Source organism: Pseudomonas sp. AE27, from assembly GCF_037113495.1.
GTDB lineage: Bacteria > Pseudomonadota > Gammaproteobacteria > Pseudomonadales > Pseudomonadaceae > Aquipseudomonas > Aquipseudomonas palmensis.
In genome coordinates, this window is record NZ_CP146966.1 from 3,384,906 (window position 1) to 3,399,735 (window position 14,830).

Consider the following 14,830-nt stretch of genomic DNA (forward strand, 5'->3'; position numbering starts at 1 on the left):
TGTTTTGTCCTTTCTGAAGACAAAGTGGTACCGAGACACCCGTTGGCGCGGGTGCCGACTAAGAAGCTCAGCTAAGGCTGGGCTTTTTTGTGGGCGGTCGAAAAGGTCAACCGCTCAGCAAAAAGTGGGATGGATTGCAGGGGCTCATGTGAAGCCCTGCTGAACACTGGATGGATTTACAGCAGATTCGTTGGACTGCTCATGCTCGCTGAACGACTGTAGATTTCCTATAGCTGGCGCGAGGTGCTCCGGATAGATGTCGGGCCGCAATGTGTGCCTCGATACGCCCGTAGCGGACTCAATTGCTAAAACCTGGTGAGCAGGCACCCCCCTAGCCTTCCAGTGCGAAACGGCCATAGGGGTTACGCCAAGAATTTTCGCCAGCTCAACTCCTGAGCCCGCGCGGGTTATTGCCTGATCTATGGGCGTGATAGACATAAACATTCCGGGTATATTTCGAGCGATGAATCAACAATACGTTTATTTTTTAAACAGGGCAAGGCCTGTAGACTCGTTCGCATGAATACTGAACACTCTGGCGAAAGGCTCAGGTACGCCCTGCGGGCGAGCGGAAAGTCCCCGTCCGACCTAGCTCACTCATTGAGGGTTAGCCCGCAAACCATAAACAACTGGTTTGCTCGCGGCGTTCCAGGCCGACAGATTCTGACTATCTCAAAATTTCTTGGCGTGAAGCCGGACTGGCTTCAGAGCGGTGCAGGTGAGCCACTCACAGCTGGTGAGATAGAAGACATCAAGCGGCTTGCCGAGATGAGCCCCGATGAGCTACAGAGCTGGCTCAAGACTCGAAACCTTGGGAGAACCCGCCGAGCAAGCAGAGCATCCTCGTACCCGGAAATATCCTGGGCAGAGGCGGGCGCCTCACGCGAAACGAGAGATAGAGCGGATTTTGACGAAAGGGCTAGACACTCATCAGACGTTGAAGCTGGGGATACTGCTTTCTGGCTACGGGTTAACGGCTACTCAATGATGAGCATGTCCGTTGCGACATTTCCCGAGGGTTCGTTGATTTTGGTGGATCCAGACGTACAGCCTGAAAGCGGACGATTCGTCGTGGCGCGCCTAAAGGCCGAGAACGAAGCGGCCTTTAGGCAGCTCGTGCGGGAAGCTGGAGACGTCTTCCTAAAACCATTGAATTCCGCATTTCCGATCAAAGCCCTTGATGATGAGTGGGAGGTTGTTGGCACCGTTGTAGATGGAAAAATGCCAGCATCTCTTTTCCTTTAGAGCCCTCCCACCTATAAACCGCCGCGTGGCGGTTTTTTTATGCCTGTAGAAAAAACATAAACGTTTTGTGTTGACCAAAAACTAAACATGATGTTTACTCTCTTCATTCTTAATCGCATGGAGCCGCCACATGACAGGTCTGACTTTTGGACGCTGGACCGCCAACCTAGGAATGGGCCTGGCGGAGCGCGAGCTGCAGTGCGTCATGGCGGTGGCTTGTGGGCTGACCAGCAAGGAAGCTGCACGAGAGTTCGGACTGGCTAAGGACACTATCGACAAGCGCCTGCTCTCGGCATCGACAAAGCTCGGCGTGATCAAGCGCGCCCAGTTGGTGGCAGAAGCGATGCGCCGCGGATTGATTAGTCCGGCAGCGACGGCACTGGCCCTGCTGATGGCCATCCACGGAATGCTCGGCGACGACCAAGCGATGCGCATCCGCCGCAGCGGCAACGGCGGCGAGCGCCGGGTAGAGCTTCGCGTTGCGGCGCGGCGGGTCGAGCAGCAGGTGGCGGCGTAGTTAGCGTCGAGGGCTTTCCAGCGAGATCCCTGCGCGGTGACCAAGCCTGAGCGACGAGGTGGTCTTTCGCCACCCCATCCTTTCGGAGAGACCAGATGAACTTGATTCAACGCAGCTTCAACGGCCACTCGATCCAAGTAATTCTGGATGAGAGCGGCGAACCGTGGTTTGTCGCAATGGAGGTGGCCGAGGTGCTGGGCTACAGCGATGCGCACAAGATGACTTCCAAGCTCGACGATGACGAGAAGTCAAACCGCCAAATCGGCGGTTTGGGTCCGGCCACTGGCGGGCGCGGAGTTATCGTTATCAATGAGTCTGGCCTGTACTCGGCGATCCTCACGAGCAGCAAGCCGGAAGCCAAGCCGTTCAAGCGCTGGGTGACCCACGAAGTACTGCCAACCATCCGCCGCACCGGCAGCTATTCGATGGCCCAGCAGCAACAGCTACCAAGCGCCAACGACGCGACGATCTTGATCGAGTCGATGGCGCGAACCATGAAGCTGGCGCCGTCGGCCACCTTGGGCATGTACCAGCGGTACGCCGCGAAGATCGGTCATGCCGACCTGCTCCCGGTGTATGCGATCGATGCGCCAGACGGCGACACCTCCAGCCACACAACCGCCGCCTTGGCCACGCTGATCAAGAAGTCCGGATTGCCGGTGACGGCTCGCGCTGTCTACTTGGCGATGCAGTCTGCGGGGCTGGTCGAGCGCAAGCAGCGACCGAGCAAAACGAGGGGCATCAAAGAGTTTTGGGCGCTGACCGAGGCCGGACTTGGTTACGGCAAGAACGCGACTAACTCTGCAAACCAACTCGAAGTTCAAGTTCACATATTTGAAAGCAAGTTCGACGCACTACTAGAGGTCCTGGATATTCCAGAGCTCAAGTAGAGCATGGTTTTATCCGTTTCAAACGGAACAACCTAAAAGGTAATACCCCAACTTCACTCGAAAGCCAAGTTACTAGGCAGGCTATCGGCTTGCCCAAAAAAAGCCAAAAGGTGATGGATTTCATCACTCAAGAACCCAGGAGATCCACATGGAACAGCAATCCCCACTGGTCGCCATAACCAACTTCAACGTCACCCTGGTAATGCCTGACCAGGCCGTGAACCCGGCTGCGGACGCACTGTTCGGCGCGCTGCTCAATGGCGGCGAACTCAAGTTCAGCGCCAGCAATGAGCGACCAAAGCTCACCCCGCCAGCCATCGGCGAATACTGGCCCGGCCAGGGCGGCATCTACGCCGGCATTCGACAGTACGCCGAGGGTCTGTGCCACGTCATCTTCGCCGCCCGGGACGCAGGCAAGCACGCCTATGGCGAGCACGGCACCGAGGTCGAGGCCACCAGCCGGACCGATGGCCACCAGAACACGCTCGTACTTGCCGGCCGTAACGGCTCTCACCCGGCCGCCGGGGCAGCCTTCGGCTTCACCTGCGACGGTCACAGCGACTTCTACCTGCCTGCCATTGCTGAGCTGAGCCACGCCTGGGCCAACATTCCCGAGCACTTTGAGCCGGATTGGTACTGGTCGAGCTCGCAGCGCTCCGCCACCAACGCATTCACCATGCACTTCGGTGCTGGCTATCAGGACTACTACGGCAAGGACTACGAGCTTCGCGTCCGCCCCGTCCGCAGATTCATTCAGTAATTCATTCCTTCCACTGGGGCGCCAGCCCCGGTGGCCATACACCTCAAATGGAGCTTGACCATGCTAATTCTGACTCGTCGGGTAGGTGAGACCATCCGCATCGATAGTGACATCAGCGTCATCGTGTTGGGCGTCAAGGGCGGCCAGGTGCGCCTGGGTATCCAGGCACCGAAAGGCGTAGCTGTGCACCGCGAGGAGATCTTCCAGCGCATCCAGGCAGGCCTACAGCAGTCGGCGCCAGCAAGTGAACCTGAACCCGACCGGTCCGAACCGCTGTACGGCAATCGCACCGAGGCCGAGTGGCGTCAGCTGCTGGCAGAAGAGGCGGAACAACTCAAGGGTCGAGAATCAGAGGAAAAAAACCATGACGCTGCCTGAAAAGATCACGCTGGTGCTTCGCCCTGCCAAAGGCGGCACCCTCGAACACATTCTGCCTTTCGTAAAACTCGACGCGCACGTCTACATCGGGCGTGGACTGGCCGTAGTCGCCGGCGCCAGCGAGGGCGATCTGCAGGCCGAGTGGGGAGCCAAGGCGCAGGAGCTTGGCCGGGAACGCGAAGAGCATAGCCATGCTATGGAGTACTGCGAGCGCGCCCTGGGCATGCACCCGCTGCTGGTGGCTCATGCCCGGGAGATGTACGACCTGCTACGCCTGATCAACGTGAAGGTCGGCGGCTTGCGCGCGGTCTGCGATCACGGCGGCGACCCAAGCGAAGAAATGTGGGAGCAGTTCGATGAAGCCCTCGACGCAATCTGGCCGCTGATGGAAGCGCTGGCGCCAGCAGTAGCGGTGCGCGAAGAGCCTACCGCGATGTTCAGTATCGACGAGCACGTCAAGCTGGTGGCCGATGCGAACCGATACCGCTGGCTGCGCGGCCGTGAAAGCATCGAGAACCCTGACGAAGACCTGCTGGTGGTGCGCGGTGATAGCTGGCTATCCGGCGACGAGCTGGACCACGAGATCGACACAGTCCTTCGCCTGGAGGTACTGCAACAGCAGGTGGTACAGGAGCAGCAGCCATGACCCGTGCATCCCTGCTCTTGCAGCTGTGGGGCGCCCTGCAGCAGCGCTGTACAACTTTCGGGCAAGTGATGGACCTGTCGGCTGCGTGCGGGCTGGATGGGCGCCAGGTGCTGGCTGAGCATCTGGATAGCCCATCAGCGTCCAGACGACGGCTTAACAGTAGCGCCTCCATCAGCCTCAACTACTACCATGTTTCCCGTAGTTGCGATAAGCCGAGCTCTGCCCGCTCCCCAAGCCAAAGAGCGAGAAATTGTCTCCCCCGGGCGGCTGTCGTAGTACTCCTCAAGGAGGAGAACACCATCTACTCGGTAGATGCCCAGAAAAAGCTGGGTCACTCCGGTTCGAGACAGCCTGGCCTGGACATCGATGGTGGTCCCATCACTAAGTTTTTCATCATGGCAACGATGATGAAGTTGGTGGTCAGCCCATTCCCAGAACTTCGCTCCTCGCCTTCTCATTTTGTGCCGCTCCTCGGGTGCTGGCTCAGAAAAATCTGCAGCCTGCTCATGAGATATACGTGCATTGACCATTTGTCAAAATCGTATCGCCAACGTTACAGCTGCATCGTTTCAGGAGGTGAATTGTGACCAGGCGCCGGGCAATCAACCCTTCCAGCTTACCCGCTGTGGGTCAGCCGCTTGGCGGCGGCTTCTATGCTGGTCGATTGTACTTCGATGGCGCCGAGCATGCCGTGATCGATGCAGGCCGGGAGTTCGAAGTCGCTGCCCGCTGGTGGCAGGAGGAAGGCCCACGCCCGCGAATCCGTGGGGCAACGTCGCGCTTCGACGGTATAGCCAACACGCAGGCCATGGCCGCCGAGGGCAGTGCCATCGCCCGCAAGGTGCTGGGCATGAACATCCGTGGCACCAGGGGCTGGCACATCCCTTCCATCGAGGAGCTGCAGGTGCTGCGCTGCAACCTGCTGCAACTGCCGGACTGGGGCCGGTCGGGCCTGAGCCAGGACAAGGGTGCTGCGCAGGCGTTTGTCTGCGCCCACGACTACTGGACCAGCAGCCAGAAGGCGAACTCGGCCACGGCCTGGTACATGGCCATGCTGCCCTGGTGCACACCCGAGACGAACTGGGTGAGCAAGGAGAAAGGCATCCGCCCGGTGCGCACCCTGCTGATCAGCCAGGAGGCCTTCGTGCATGCGCCATCGACCGACACGCCACTCACCGAGGCAGACCTGCGCGCCCTGGCCAACCAGCGCGCCGTGGCCACCGTGCTCGAGCGGTTCGTGAACGAGGACACGGGGAAGTTCTACGGGCGCACCGAGGCGTTGGTGGCCGAGCTGGCAGCGCTGGCGGGAGGTCGGGCATGAGCATCGTATTGCGTGGTCACAAGCTGAACCAGCGCCAGCTGGATGCCATCACCCCGGTCATGAATGACCTGATGCAGGGCCGGGTAAGCCAGAAAAAGTTCGAACAGGCCTGCGTCGACGCCATCGAGGCGGCAGGCTGCCCGCTGGGCTACGACACCACCATGCCTGGCGGTGATACCACGGTCGAGCAGCGTGCAGCTGCCTGGATGCGCGATGGCGAGGTGGGCATGTCATCGCGAGCCATTCACGATCACATGCTGGGGGTGGCCGCCCACGATGGTTACGCCGCCCCTGCTGACCCGGATGACCTCAACCGCTGCATCAAGCTGCTTGAGCTGATCCCGGAGTGGAAGCCACGCATGGGCGAGATGGCTCAGCGCGGAGAGCAGTGGAATGGCCTGGCCAATAGCTGGGAGGAAATCTGCCAGTGCTTCCTTGATGAGGTCGGGCTGGACTGGTGCAAAGGCAGCCGCGCACCGAAGACCTATGCGTTGATGAAGCAGGCTACGGGAGATCGGTCGTGAGTAACGAGAACATCGTTCCCGACCTCGGCAGGTTCGTGGATTGGGTGTGGGCCTTGAAGGCAGAGCATGACCAGCTCAAAAACGAAAACCAGATGCTTCGCGACGAGGACTTGAAGTGGCAGGGCCTGCGTGAACAAGAGCGGGAAATCGGCGCGCTTCGGCAGCGATCCGCCTACTGGAAGCAGCGCGCCAAGAGCGCCGAAGGACACCTGTTCGCCAGCGATCTCCAAGCAGCCTGCGGAGCACTGCACAAAGAGTCGAACTTCGCTGACACACCTATTGACCAGCTGCGGGACTGGCAGAAGGCAAAGATCAGTGCAGCAGTCCACGCGGTTCTGCGGGCGGTGAACGACCGGCGCGACCTGCGCCGACCGGCTGACGTGACAGATCAGCGTGACAACCAGAACCTGACGCGCTAGCCGAAGTGGAGGCGACCCATGTTCATGACATCAGATGAGGTGGCCGATATGACCGGCTACGTCAGGGCCAAGGAGCAGATCAGGTGGCTTGAGGCGGAGAGGTTCGGCTACGTGCTGGATGCTGACGGCAAGCCAAAGGTGCTGCGACAAGTAGTTATTGCTCGCCTTGGCGGGCAGGTCGAACACAAGAAAGGTCCCGAGCTAAGGCTTGGGTAGGGGCAAAAGCGATGAGGCCACGAAAGAAAGACCGGCACCTACCGCCGTGCATGTACATGAAGCACGGGGCTTATTACCTGGTGCGAAAGGGAAAGTGGGAGCGCCTGGGTAGCGACTATCAAGACGCTTTGTTGGCCTATGCCAGGCTGGTGGGAGGGAGCGGAAAAGGCGGGATGGCAAAGCTGATTGATGAGGCGCTGGATGCAATGAAGCACCGACTGGCCGACAACACCGTAAAGCAGTACGAGGCTGCCGCTGCGCGACTCAAGGAGTACCTCGCCGAATTTGAGCCGCGCCAGGTCCTTCCGCGCCATGTTGCCAAGCTGAAACTGCACATGGCGGACACGCCGAACATGTCAAACCGCGTGATCTCGTTCCTGCGGATGGTCTTTGCCTATGCCCTGGAACAGCAGGTGGTTGATTCAAACCCATGCATCGGCATCAAGCGGCACGCCGAAAAGAAGCGCGACCGATACATCACTGACGATGAGTTCTCGGCGATCTGCGCCAGCGCGTCAGATTACATGCGCTCCATTTTTGAAATGTGCTACCTGACCGGTCAGAGAATCAGTGACGTGCTGTCAATCCGACTGGCGGATATCTCCCCTGCTGGCATAGCCTTTGAGCAGCAAAAAACCGGGGCAAAGTTAGTCGTGGCCATGAGCCCTGACCTGGAAGATCTTCTCGGACGGATTAAAGCGCTACCCCGGCGGGTGCGCGGACTGACCCTGTTCTGCGCAAGGTCTGGCGGCAAGCCAGTCTCCTATGAAACGGTAAAGCAAGCATTCAGATCGGCTTGCGTGGAGGCAAACATAGAAGGGGCAACCATCCATGACCTGAGGGCCAAGTCGCTGACCGATACCGATCGACAAGGAAACGATGCGCAAAAGCTTGGCGGCCACACCGACCCAAAAATGACAAAGCGGTACCTGCGGCTGCGGGAAATCGACATCGCTCATCCGCCAGCAATGCCAAGAAAAAGCCTGTAGTATTAGACAATTCGCAACTGTCTAATAGACACACAGCTGCAAGGCCTTGAATGTCTGACCTTTCCCAACACACCCCGATGATGCAGCAGTACTGGAAGCTGAAGAACCAGCACCCGGACCAGCTGATGTTCTACCGCATGGGCGATTTCTACGAGATCTTCTACGAAGACGCGAAGAAGGCCGCCAAACTGCTGGATATCACCCTGACCGCCCGCGGGCAGTCGGCGGGCCAGTCGATCCCCATGTGCGGTATCCCCTACCACGCCGCCGAAGGCTACCTGGCCAAGCTGGTGAAGCTGGGTGAATCGGTGGTGATCTGCGAGCAGATCGGCGACCCGGCCACCAGCAAGGGCCCGGTGGAACGCCAGGTGGTGCGCATCATCACCCCAGGCACGGTCAGCGACGAAGCCCTGCTCGACGAGCGCCGCGACAACCTGATCGCCGCCGTACTGGGTGACGAACGCCTGTTCGGCCTGGCCGTGCTGGATATCACCAGCGGCAACTTCACCGTGCAGGAGTTCAAGGGCTGGGAAAACCTGCTGGCCGAGCTCGAGCGGGTCAACCCCGTGGAGCTGCTGATCCCCGACGACTGGCCCCAGGGCCTGCCCGCCGAGAAGCGCCGTGGCTCGCGCCGCCGCGCGCCGTGGGACTTCGACCGTGACTCGGCGCGCAAGAGCCTGTGTCAGCAGTTCGCAACCCAGGACCTCAAGGGCTTCGGCTGCGAGAAGCTGACCCTGGCCATCGGCGCCGCCGGCTGCCTGCTCGCCTACGCCAAGGAAACCCAGCGCACCGCCCTGCCGCACCTGCGCAGCCTCAAGCACGAGCGGCTGGACGACACCGTGGTGCTCGACGGCGCCAGCCGGCGCAACCTGGAGCTGGACGTCAACCTGGCCGGGGGCCGCGACAACACCCTGCAATCGGTGATCGACCGCTGTCAGACCGCCATGGGCAGCCGCCTGCTGACCCGCTGGCTGAACCGGCCGCTGCGTGACCTGAAGGTGCTGCAGGCCCGCCAGAGCTCGATTCGCTGCCTGCTCGACGGCTACCGCTTCGAGAAGCTGCAACCGCAACTGAAGGACATCGGCGATATCGAGCGGATTCTCGCCCGTATCGGCCTGCGCAACGCTCGCCCACGGGACCTGGCGCGCCTGCGCGACGCGCTTGGCGCGCTGCCTGAACTGCAGAACGCCATGGCCGAGCTGGAGGCACCGCACCTGGCGCGCCTGGCGGCCATCGCCGGTACCTACCCGGAACTGGCCGACCTGCTGCAGAAGGCGATCATCGACAACCCGCCTGCGGTGATCCGTGATGGCGGCGTTCTCAAGGTCGGCTATGACGCCGAGCTCGACGACCTGCTGTCGATGAGCGAGAACGCCGGGCAGTTCCTGATCGACCTCGAAGCCCGCGAAAAGGCCCGCACGGGCCTTGCCAACCTCAAGGTCGGCTACAACCGCGTGCATGGCTACTTCATCGAGCTGCCGAGCAAGCAGGCCGAACAGGCGCCGGCCGACTACATCCGCCGCCAGACCCTCAAGGGCGCCGAGCGCTTCATCACCCCCGAGCTCAAGACGTTCGAAGACAAGGCGCTGTCGGCCAAGAGCCGCGCCCTGGCGCGCGAGAAGATGCTCTACGATGCGTTGCTCGAAACCCTGATCGGCCATCTGGCCCCGTTGCAGGACACCGCCGCGGCGCTGGCCGAACTGGATGTGGTCAGCAACCTGGCCGAGCGTGCGCTGAACCTTGACCTCAACTGCCCGACATTCGTCGACGAACCGTGCATGCGCATCAGCCAGGGTCGCCACCCGGTGGTCGAGCAGGTGTTGACCACGCCGTTCGTGGCCAACGACCTGGGCCTGGACGACAACACGCGCATGCTGGTGATCACCGGCCCGAACATGGGTGGTAAGTCCACCTACATGCGCCAGACCGCACTGATCGTGCTGCTGGCGCATATCGGCAGCTTCGTGCCGGCCGCCAGCTGCGAGCTGTCGCTGGTGGACCGCATCTTCACCCGTATCGGTTCCAGCGACGACCTGGCCGGTGGGCGCTCTACCTTCATGGTGGAGATGAGCGAAACCGCCAACATCCTGCACAACGCCACCGAACGCAGCCTGGTGCTGATGGACGAAGTGGGCCGCGGCACCAGTACCTTCGACGGCCTCTCGCTGGCCTGGGCCGCCGCCGAGCGCCTGGCCCAGCTGCGCGCCTACACGCTGTTCGCCACGCACTACTTCGAACTGACCGTGCTGCCCGAAAGCGAGCCGCTGGTGGCCAACGTGCACCTGAACGCTACCGAGCACAACGAACGCATCGTGTTCCTGCACCATGTGCTGCCAGGGCCTGCCAGCCAGAGCTACGGCCTGGCAGTGGCACAACTGGCAGGCGTGCCGGCACCGGTGATCCAGCGAGCCCGCGAGCACCTGGGCCGCCTGGAAACCAACAGCCTGCCCCACGAAACCGCGCCAGCAAGCCCGGGAGCGCCCAGCACGCCGCACCAGAGCGACCTGTTCGCCAGCCTGCCGCATCCGGTGATCGAGAAGATCGGCAAGCTCGACGTGGACAACCTGACGCCACGCCAAGCTATCGAAATGCTCTATACACTAAAGACTCTGTTATAACGCCCCATCGCACAAACTGATAGAATCCCGCGCGGTTCGGCGGGGCAGCGAGTTATTAGCCTGGCTCGCTGCCGACCTACCGAACCGAGCGGCCCTGTCTGGAAGGGAACGCTGCCGTCGCCTGAGGAGAAAATTAGAAATGACCTTCGTCGTCACCGACAACTGCATCAAGTGCAAGTACACCGACTGTGTAGAAGTCTGTCCGGTGGACTGCTTCTACGAAGGCCCGAACTTCCTGGTCATTCACCCGGATGAGTGCATCGACTGTGCACTGTGCGAGCCTGAGTGCCCCGCCGTTGCGATCTTCTCGGAAGATGAAGTGCCGGCCGGCATGGAAAACTTCATCGAGCTCAACGCCGAGCTGGCCGAAATCTGGCCGAACATCACCGAGAAGAAGGATTCGATGCCAGACGCTGCAGAGTGGGATGGCAAGCCGGGCAAGATTGCAGATCTGGAGCGTTGATCGACGCCGGATCAATGAAAAAGGCCCTTCGGGGCCTTTTTTATGTTCGTGTCCCGTCCTGAATAAGGTTTACACCTCCCATCCCGAATTTCCGGAGAGTCAGATGGAACAAGGTGTAAAGCGCACACAGCGTGATTACTCACTGTCTTTTAAATTGGCGGTGGTTGATCAGATTGAAAAAGGCGAACTGACCTACAAGCAGGCCCAGGTGCGGTATGGCATCCAGGGACGGTCGACGGTTCTGGTATGGTTGCGTAAGCACGGTCGGCAGGATTGGAGCCAGGGGGCTTCGATCCGCGACGAGAGGAGCTGCGCGATGTCTGACCCCAAAACGCTCACTCCAGAGCAGCGGATCAAAGAGCTTGAGCAGCAGCTTGAGCTGATGAGCCAGAAGGCCCAGTTCTTTGAAACGGTCGTTGATGTTCTGAAAAATGACTATGGTGTCTCGGTCGTAAAAAAGCGATCCGGCAAGTCCTCTCGCAAGGCCAAGTCGCAGGACTGAGCATTGCCAGGGCTTGTCAGTTTCTAGGCATCAGTCGACAGGCTTACTACAAGCGCAACCGAGCTGCTGATGGCAAAGAGCGCCAGGCAGATCGGGTGGTTCAGTTTGTTCAGCAAGTCCGGCTGCGCCAGCCCCGTCTGGGTACCCGTAAGCTGCACTATTTGCTGCATTGCCAACCTGACAAACGATTCCAAGTCGGCCGAGATAGGCTGTTTCAGGTCTTGGGAGAGCGCCGTTTGCTGGTACTGCCCAAGCGGGCATACCACAAGACAACACAGAGCTTTCATCGCTTCTACCGCCATCCCAACTTAATCAAGCCCGGTCCAAGCCAAGTCGTTCCGACAAGGCCGGAGCACGTCTGGGTTGCCGACATTACTTATCTGCCCGCACGCAACGGCCCGCTGTACCTGAGCCTGGTAACGGACGCGTACTCCAGGAAAATTGTTGGTCACCACGTCCATGAAAGCCTGCATGCCGAGTCAGTAGCGCAAGCCTTCAAGCAGGCCTTGCGAAAGCGACGTCATCGCCAGCCATTAGTCCACCATTCGGATCGAGGCATCCAATATTGCTCGGCGCTATACCAGTCACTGCACCAACGGCACGGCGTTCAGTGCTCCATGACTGATGGGTATGACTGCTACCAGAACGCGCTGGCTGAGCGAATCAACGGAATCCTCAAGATGGAGCTGCTGTTGAGCAGCCCTGAAGATCTGGAGCAAGCGAGGCAGATGGTTGATGAGGCAGTGCAGATCTACAACACAGAACGGCCCCATATGGCCCTGAAAAACAAAACGCCCGATGCGGTGCATCGGGCGTTTTGAGGCCTATCGGCCTACCTGAACAGGTGTAAACCTATTTCAGGACTAGACATCGCTGCAGGGCCAGCCACTTTTTCGCAGGCAAAAAAAAGGGGCGGTATGACCCGCCCACATTTTTTTCCGTAGTCCCTGTATTCCCTATCATCATCCTGATGAATCGCATCCCGCGATGTCCTTGGCGCTCATCCTTGAGAACCTGTGTCAGTCCGTAGACACAGTTCAGATACTATCCCCTGCAGCCGGCAGAGCAACTGGTAAAAGCTCTCAAAAAAAGTCCGGAAGGTGACGCCACCTTAAAATAAACTCTTTCAATATCAATTGGTTAGAAAAAATACCACGTCAAAACCGACTGGAATTTACACCCTCTTGATGTAAAGGCTTACGGATCTTGTAAGCGATAACCTACAAATCCAATAACAATACGCAACCGGGAAAGGTTGCCGCCGTGGTATCGGTGTTTCTGCGCGTGTCTGAGCGCTTGAGACAGCCACGAACAAAAACGCCTCGACTGGGTCGAGGCGCCTTTTCACAGCCGTCGCAGTTACTGGAACAGCGACTCGCTGGACAGACCGTTCTTCTCCAGGATCTCCCGCAGCCGCTTGAGGCCCTCCACCTGGATCTGACGTACCCGCTCCCGGGTAAGACCAATCTCCAGGCCAACATCCTCCAGGGTGCTGCTCTCATGCCCGCGCAGGCCAAAGCGGCGAATCACCACCTCACGCTGCTTGTCGGTCAGTTCGCTCAGCCACAGGTCGATGCTCTGGGACAGGTCGTCGTCCTGCAACAGCTCGCAAGGGTCGGTGGGACGATCGTCGGTGAGGGTATCGAGCAGGGTCTTGTCCGAGTCCGGGCCCAGTGAAACGTCCACCGAAGACACGCGCTCGTTCAGGCCGAGCATGCGCTTGACCTCGCCTACGGGTTTTTCCAGCAGGTTGGCGATCTCTTCCGGTGACGGCTCGTGATCGAGTTTCTGGGTCAGCTCGCGTGCTGCACGCAGGTAGACGTTCAGTTCCTTGACCACATGGATCGGCAGGCGAATGGTGCGCGTCTGGTTCATGATGGCGCGTTCGATGGTCTGCCGGATCCACCAGGTGGCGTAGGTCGAGAAACGGAACCCACGCTCGGGGTCGAACTTCTCGACTGCGCGAATCAGGCCCAGGTTGCCCTCTTCGATCAGGTCGAGCAGCGATAGACCGCGGTTGACGTAGCGGCGCGCAATCTTCACCACCAGGCGCAGGTTGCTTTCGATCATGCGTTTGCGCCCGGCAGGGTCGCCACTTTGCGACAGACGCGCAAAATGAACTTCTTCTTCCGGGGAAAGCAGGGGCGAAAAGCCGATTTCGTTGAGGTAGAGCTGAGTTGCATCAAGTGCTCGAGTGTAATCGATGTACTTGTGCTGTTTGAGCGGTGAGCCTTGTTTGGCCCGGGTCCGAACCGGAGATACAGCAGGTTCGTCTGACACCACATCCGTTTCCAAAACGATGCCGGTTTCCATAAGGAGCACCTCATCGTCGATGTCAAACTCCGGCACTTCTTTACTGAGAGCCATTGTTATAGTCCTTTGCTGAGTTCGAACTCAGACTCAAGCGGCGCCTTTATCCTTGGCAACGCTGAGCCTGTCCCCACTACGCGAAGGAACAGGCCGGGTACATGCTTATCAACGACGTGGCAGGAATTGCAACGGATCTACAGGTTTGCCCTGGCGGCGAATCTCGAAGTGAAGCTTCACCCGGTCGGTGCCCGTGGACCCCATTTCGGCAATTGTCTGCCCAACCTTGACCTGCTGTCCCTCCCGAACCAACAGCCTGCGGTTGTGACCGTAGGCACTGACGTAGGTATCGCTGTGCTTGATGATTACCAGTTCACCGTAGCCCCGCAAGCCACTTCCGGCGTACACAACGGAACCATCCGACGCAGCAAAAACAGGCTGTCCCAAATCACCGGCGATATCAATGCCTTTATTCAAACTACCGTTTGAAGCGAATTTTCCAATCAGCACACCGTTGGCCGGCCATGCCCAGCCACCGGCCGAACGCTCCGAAGCCGGCACCTGGACAGGGGTGGTGGCGACGACGGGCGGCGCGCTGGTACCGCCTGAAGACGTGGTTTTTGCCGGTGCCGGGGTACCTGCCGGACGACGGGTGACAGTGGTCTTGCTGGAGGGCGAGGTGGAGGTGACGACCCGCGAGCCGCTGCTGGTAGCCGTGCCGGAGCCGAAGCGGATCGCCTGGCCGGGCCGGATGGTATAGGGCGCCGGGATACCGTTGCGCGCAGCGAGCTCCTTGTAGTCCCAGCCGTAGCGAAAGGCAATCGAGAACAGCGTGTCGCCCGGGCGAACCACGTACTGCCCCGTAGTGACCACCGGGCGCTTGGGCGCGGCGCTGTTGCGGTCGACCACCCGCACGCTGCTCGAAGATGAACTGGAACACCCTGAAACCAGGGTTCCCAAGGCGAGTGCAATCACCAGAAGCTTTAAGCTCGATAGACCCATGCGCTGCCGAATGACTGTGTGACTCACCCGCCG

17 protein-coding genes and 1 pseudogene are annotated in these 14,830 nt (G+C 59.8%); 14 read left to right on the forward strand and 4 right to left on the reverse strand.

Annotated features, from left to right (window positions below):
* Positions 1-144 precede the first annotated feature (144 nt).
* A complete protein-coding gene (locus tag V9K84_RS15630) occupies positions 145-444 on the reverse strand; it encodes a YdaS family helix-turn-helix protein (protein ID WP_338791168.1) in 300 nt (99 codons plus the stop codon).
* 75 nt (positions 445-519) lie between these two features.
* Between V9K84_RS15630 and V9K84_RS15635 the strand changes: the two genes are divergently transcribed.
* From V9K84_RS15635 to V9K84_RS15660, 6 genes and pseudogenes are all read left to right on the forward strand, one after another.
* Complete coding sequence (locus V9K84_RS15635; RefSeq protein ID WP_338791170.1) at positions 520-1,245, forward strand: XRE family transcriptional regulator; 726 nt, start codon at positions 520-522, stop codon at positions 1,243-1,245.
* Positions 1,246-1,375: 130 nt separating this feature from the next.
* Entirely contained in the window at positions 1,376-1,762 is a 387-nt protein-coding gene (locus tag V9K84_RS15640) for a LuxR C-terminal-related transcriptional regulator (protein ID WP_338791172.1), read from the forward strand.
* A 95-nt stretch (positions 1,763-1,857) separates the two neighbouring features.
* The gene (locus V9K84_RS15645) at positions 1,858-2,652 is read left to right on the forward strand and encodes a Bro-N domain-containing protein (RefSeq protein WP_338791174.1); all 795 of its coding nucleotides are present in this window, start codon (positions 1,858-1,860) and stop codon (positions 2,650-2,652) included.
* Positions 2,653-2,800: 148 nt separating this feature from the next.
* Entirely contained in the window at positions 2,801-3,412 is a 612-nt protein-coding gene (locus V9K84_RS15650) for a DUF1566 domain-containing protein (RefSeq protein WP_338791176.1), read from the forward strand.
* 60 nt (positions 3,413-3,472) lie between these two features.
* Positions 3,473-3,634, forward strand: a pseudogene (gene csrA / locus V9K84_RS15655) (carbon storage regulator CsrA); the annotation flags it as partial.
* Positions 3,635-3,776: 142 nt separating this feature from the next.
* Positions 3,777-4,436, forward strand: a complete 660-nt coding sequence (locus V9K84_RS15660; protein ID WP_338791178.1) for a hypothetical protein — start codon at positions 3,777-3,779, stop codon at positions 4,434-4,436.
* Positions 4,437-4,570: 134 nt separating this feature from the next.
* Here V9K84_RS15660 and V9K84_RS15665 read toward each other — a convergent pair whose 3' ends face one another.
* On the reverse strand, positions 4,571-4,894 hold the full coding sequence (locus V9K84_RS15665) for a hypothetical protein (protein ID WP_338794412.1): 324 nt from the start codon (positions 4,892-4,894) through the stop codon (positions 4,571-4,573).
* Positions 4,895-5,019: 125 nt separating this feature from the next.
* Between V9K84_RS15665 and V9K84_RS15670 the strand changes: the two genes are divergently transcribed.
* The 8 genes from V9K84_RS15670 (at position 5,020) to V9K84_RS15705 (ending at position 12,309) form a co-directional block, all read left to right on the forward strand.
* Positions 5,020-5,757, forward strand: a complete 738-nt coding sequence (locus tag V9K84_RS15670) for a hypothetical protein (protein ID WP_338791180.1) — start codon at positions 5,020-5,022, stop codon at positions 5,755-5,757.
* Complete coding sequence (locus V9K84_RS15675) at positions 5,754-6,281, forward strand: hypothetical protein (protein ID WP_338791182.1); 528 nt, start codon at positions 5,754-5,756, stop codon at positions 6,279-6,281. The genes V9K84_RS15670 and V9K84_RS15675 overlap by 4 nt, the downstream gene beginning before the upstream one ends.
* Entirely contained in the window at positions 6,278-6,700 is a 423-nt protein-coding gene (locus tag V9K84_RS15680; RefSeq protein ID WP_338791184.1) for a hypothetical protein, read from the forward strand. Before V9K84_RS15675 ends, V9K84_RS15680 begins: the two co-directional genes overlap by 4 nt.
* Before the next feature lie 18 nt (positions 6,701-6,718).
* Positions 6,719-6,916: a DUF4224 domain-containing protein gene (locus tag V9K84_RS15685; RefSeq protein ID WP_213607032.1), complete on the forward strand. Its 198-nt coding sequence runs from the start codon at positions 6,719-6,721 to the stop codon at positions 6,914-6,916.
* An 11-nt stretch (positions 6,917-6,927) separates the two neighbouring features.
* A complete protein-coding gene (locus V9K84_RS15690) occupies positions 6,928-7,905 on the forward strand; it encodes a tyrosine-type recombinase/integrase (RefSeq protein WP_338791188.1) in 978 nt (325 codons plus the stop codon).
* Positions 7,906-7,955: 50 nt separating this feature from the next.
* Positions 7,956-10,523: a DNA mismatch repair protein MutS gene (mutS, locus tag V9K84_RS15695; RefSeq protein WP_213607030.1), complete on the forward strand. Its 2,568-nt coding sequence runs from the start codon at positions 7,956-7,958 to the stop codon at positions 10,521-10,523.
* A gap of 139 nt (positions 10,524-10,662) precedes the next feature.
* Positions 10,663-10,986 (forward strand): ferredoxin FdxA, encoded by a 324-nt coding sequence (gene fdxA / locus V9K84_RS15700; RefSeq protein ID WP_043863281.1) that lies wholly within the window; start codon positions 10,663-10,665, stop codon positions 10,984-10,986.
* Between the two features lie 103 nt (positions 10,987-11,089).
* Positions 11,090-12,309, forward strand: a protein-coding gene (locus V9K84_RS15705; RefSeq protein ID WP_338791194.1) for an IS3 family transposase whose coding sequence is annotated in 2 segments (ribosomal slippage) — positions 11,090-11,438 and positions 11,438-12,309 — 1,221 coding nt in all. Because the reading frame shifts where the segments join, the coding sequence is not laid out codon by codon here.
* Between the two features lie 538 nt (positions 12,310-12,847).
* On the opposite strand, the gene rpoS is transcribed toward V9K84_RS15705, so the two are convergent.
* On the reverse strand, positions 12,848-13,855 hold the full coding sequence (rpoS, locus tag V9K84_RS15710; protein WP_054914992.1) for an RNA polymerase sigma factor RpoS: 1,008 nt from the start codon (positions 13,853-13,855) through the stop codon (positions 12,848-12,850).
* A gap of 108 nt (positions 13,856-13,963) precedes the next feature.
* A complete protein-coding gene (locus V9K84_RS15715) occupies positions 13,964-14,824 on the reverse strand; it encodes a peptidoglycan DD-metalloendopeptidase family protein (RefSeq protein WP_088514535.1) in 861 nt (286 codons plus the stop codon).
* Positions 14,825-14,830 lie beyond the last annotated feature (6 nt).

Excerpts from the sequence above, each read along its gene's own strand:
- V9K84_RS15630 (WP_338791168.1), bottom strand. The coding sequence starts at position 444 with ATGTTTATGTCTATCACGCCCATAGATCAGGCAATAACCCGCGCGGGC.
- V9K84_RS15635 (WP_338791170.1), top strand. The coding sequence starts at position 520 with ATGAATACTGAACACTCTGGCGAAAGGCTCAGGTACGCCCTGCGGGCG.
- V9K84_RS15640 (WP_338791172.1), top strand. The coding sequence starts at position 1,376 with ATGACAGGTCTGACTTTTGGACGCTGGACCGCCAACCTAGGAATGGGC.
- V9K84_RS15645 (WP_338791174.1), top strand. The coding sequence starts at position 1,858 with ATGAACTTGATTCAACGCAGCTTCAACGGCCACTCGATCCAAGTAATT.
- V9K84_RS15650 (WP_338791176.1), top strand. The coding sequence starts at position 2,801 with ATGGAACAGCAATCCCCACTGGTCGCCATAACCAACTTCAACGTCACC.
- V9K84_RS15660 (WP_338791178.1), top strand. The coding sequence starts at position 3,777 with ATGACGCTGCCTGAAAAGATCACGCTGGTGCTTCGCCCTGCCAAAGGC.
- V9K84_RS15665 (WP_338794412.1), bottom strand. The coding sequence starts at position 4,894 with ATGAGAAGGCGAGGAGCGAAGTTCTGGGAATGGGCTGACCACCAACTT.
- V9K84_RS15675 (WP_338791182.1), top strand. The coding sequence starts at position 5,754 with ATGAGCATCGTATTGCGTGGTCACAAGCTGAACCAGCGCCAGCTGGAT.
- V9K84_RS15685 (WP_213607032.1), top strand. The coding sequence starts at position 6,719 with ATGTTCATGACATCAGATGAGGTGGCCGATATGACCGGCTACGTCAGG.
- V9K84_RS15690 (WP_338791188.1), top strand. The coding sequence starts at position 6,928 with ATGAGGCCACGAAAGAAAGACCGGCACCTACCGCCGTGCATGTACATG.
- mutS (WP_213607030.1), top strand. The coding sequence starts at position 7,956 with ATGTCTGACCTTTCCCAACACACCCCGATGATGCAGCAGTACTGGAAG.
- fdxA (WP_043863281.1), top strand. The coding sequence starts at position 10,663 with ATGACCTTCGTCGTCACCGACAACTGCATCAAGTGCAAGTACACCGAC.
- rpoS (WP_054914992.1), bottom strand. The coding sequence starts at position 13,855 with ATGGCTCTCAGTAAAGAAGTGCCGGAGTTTGACATCGACGATGAGGTG.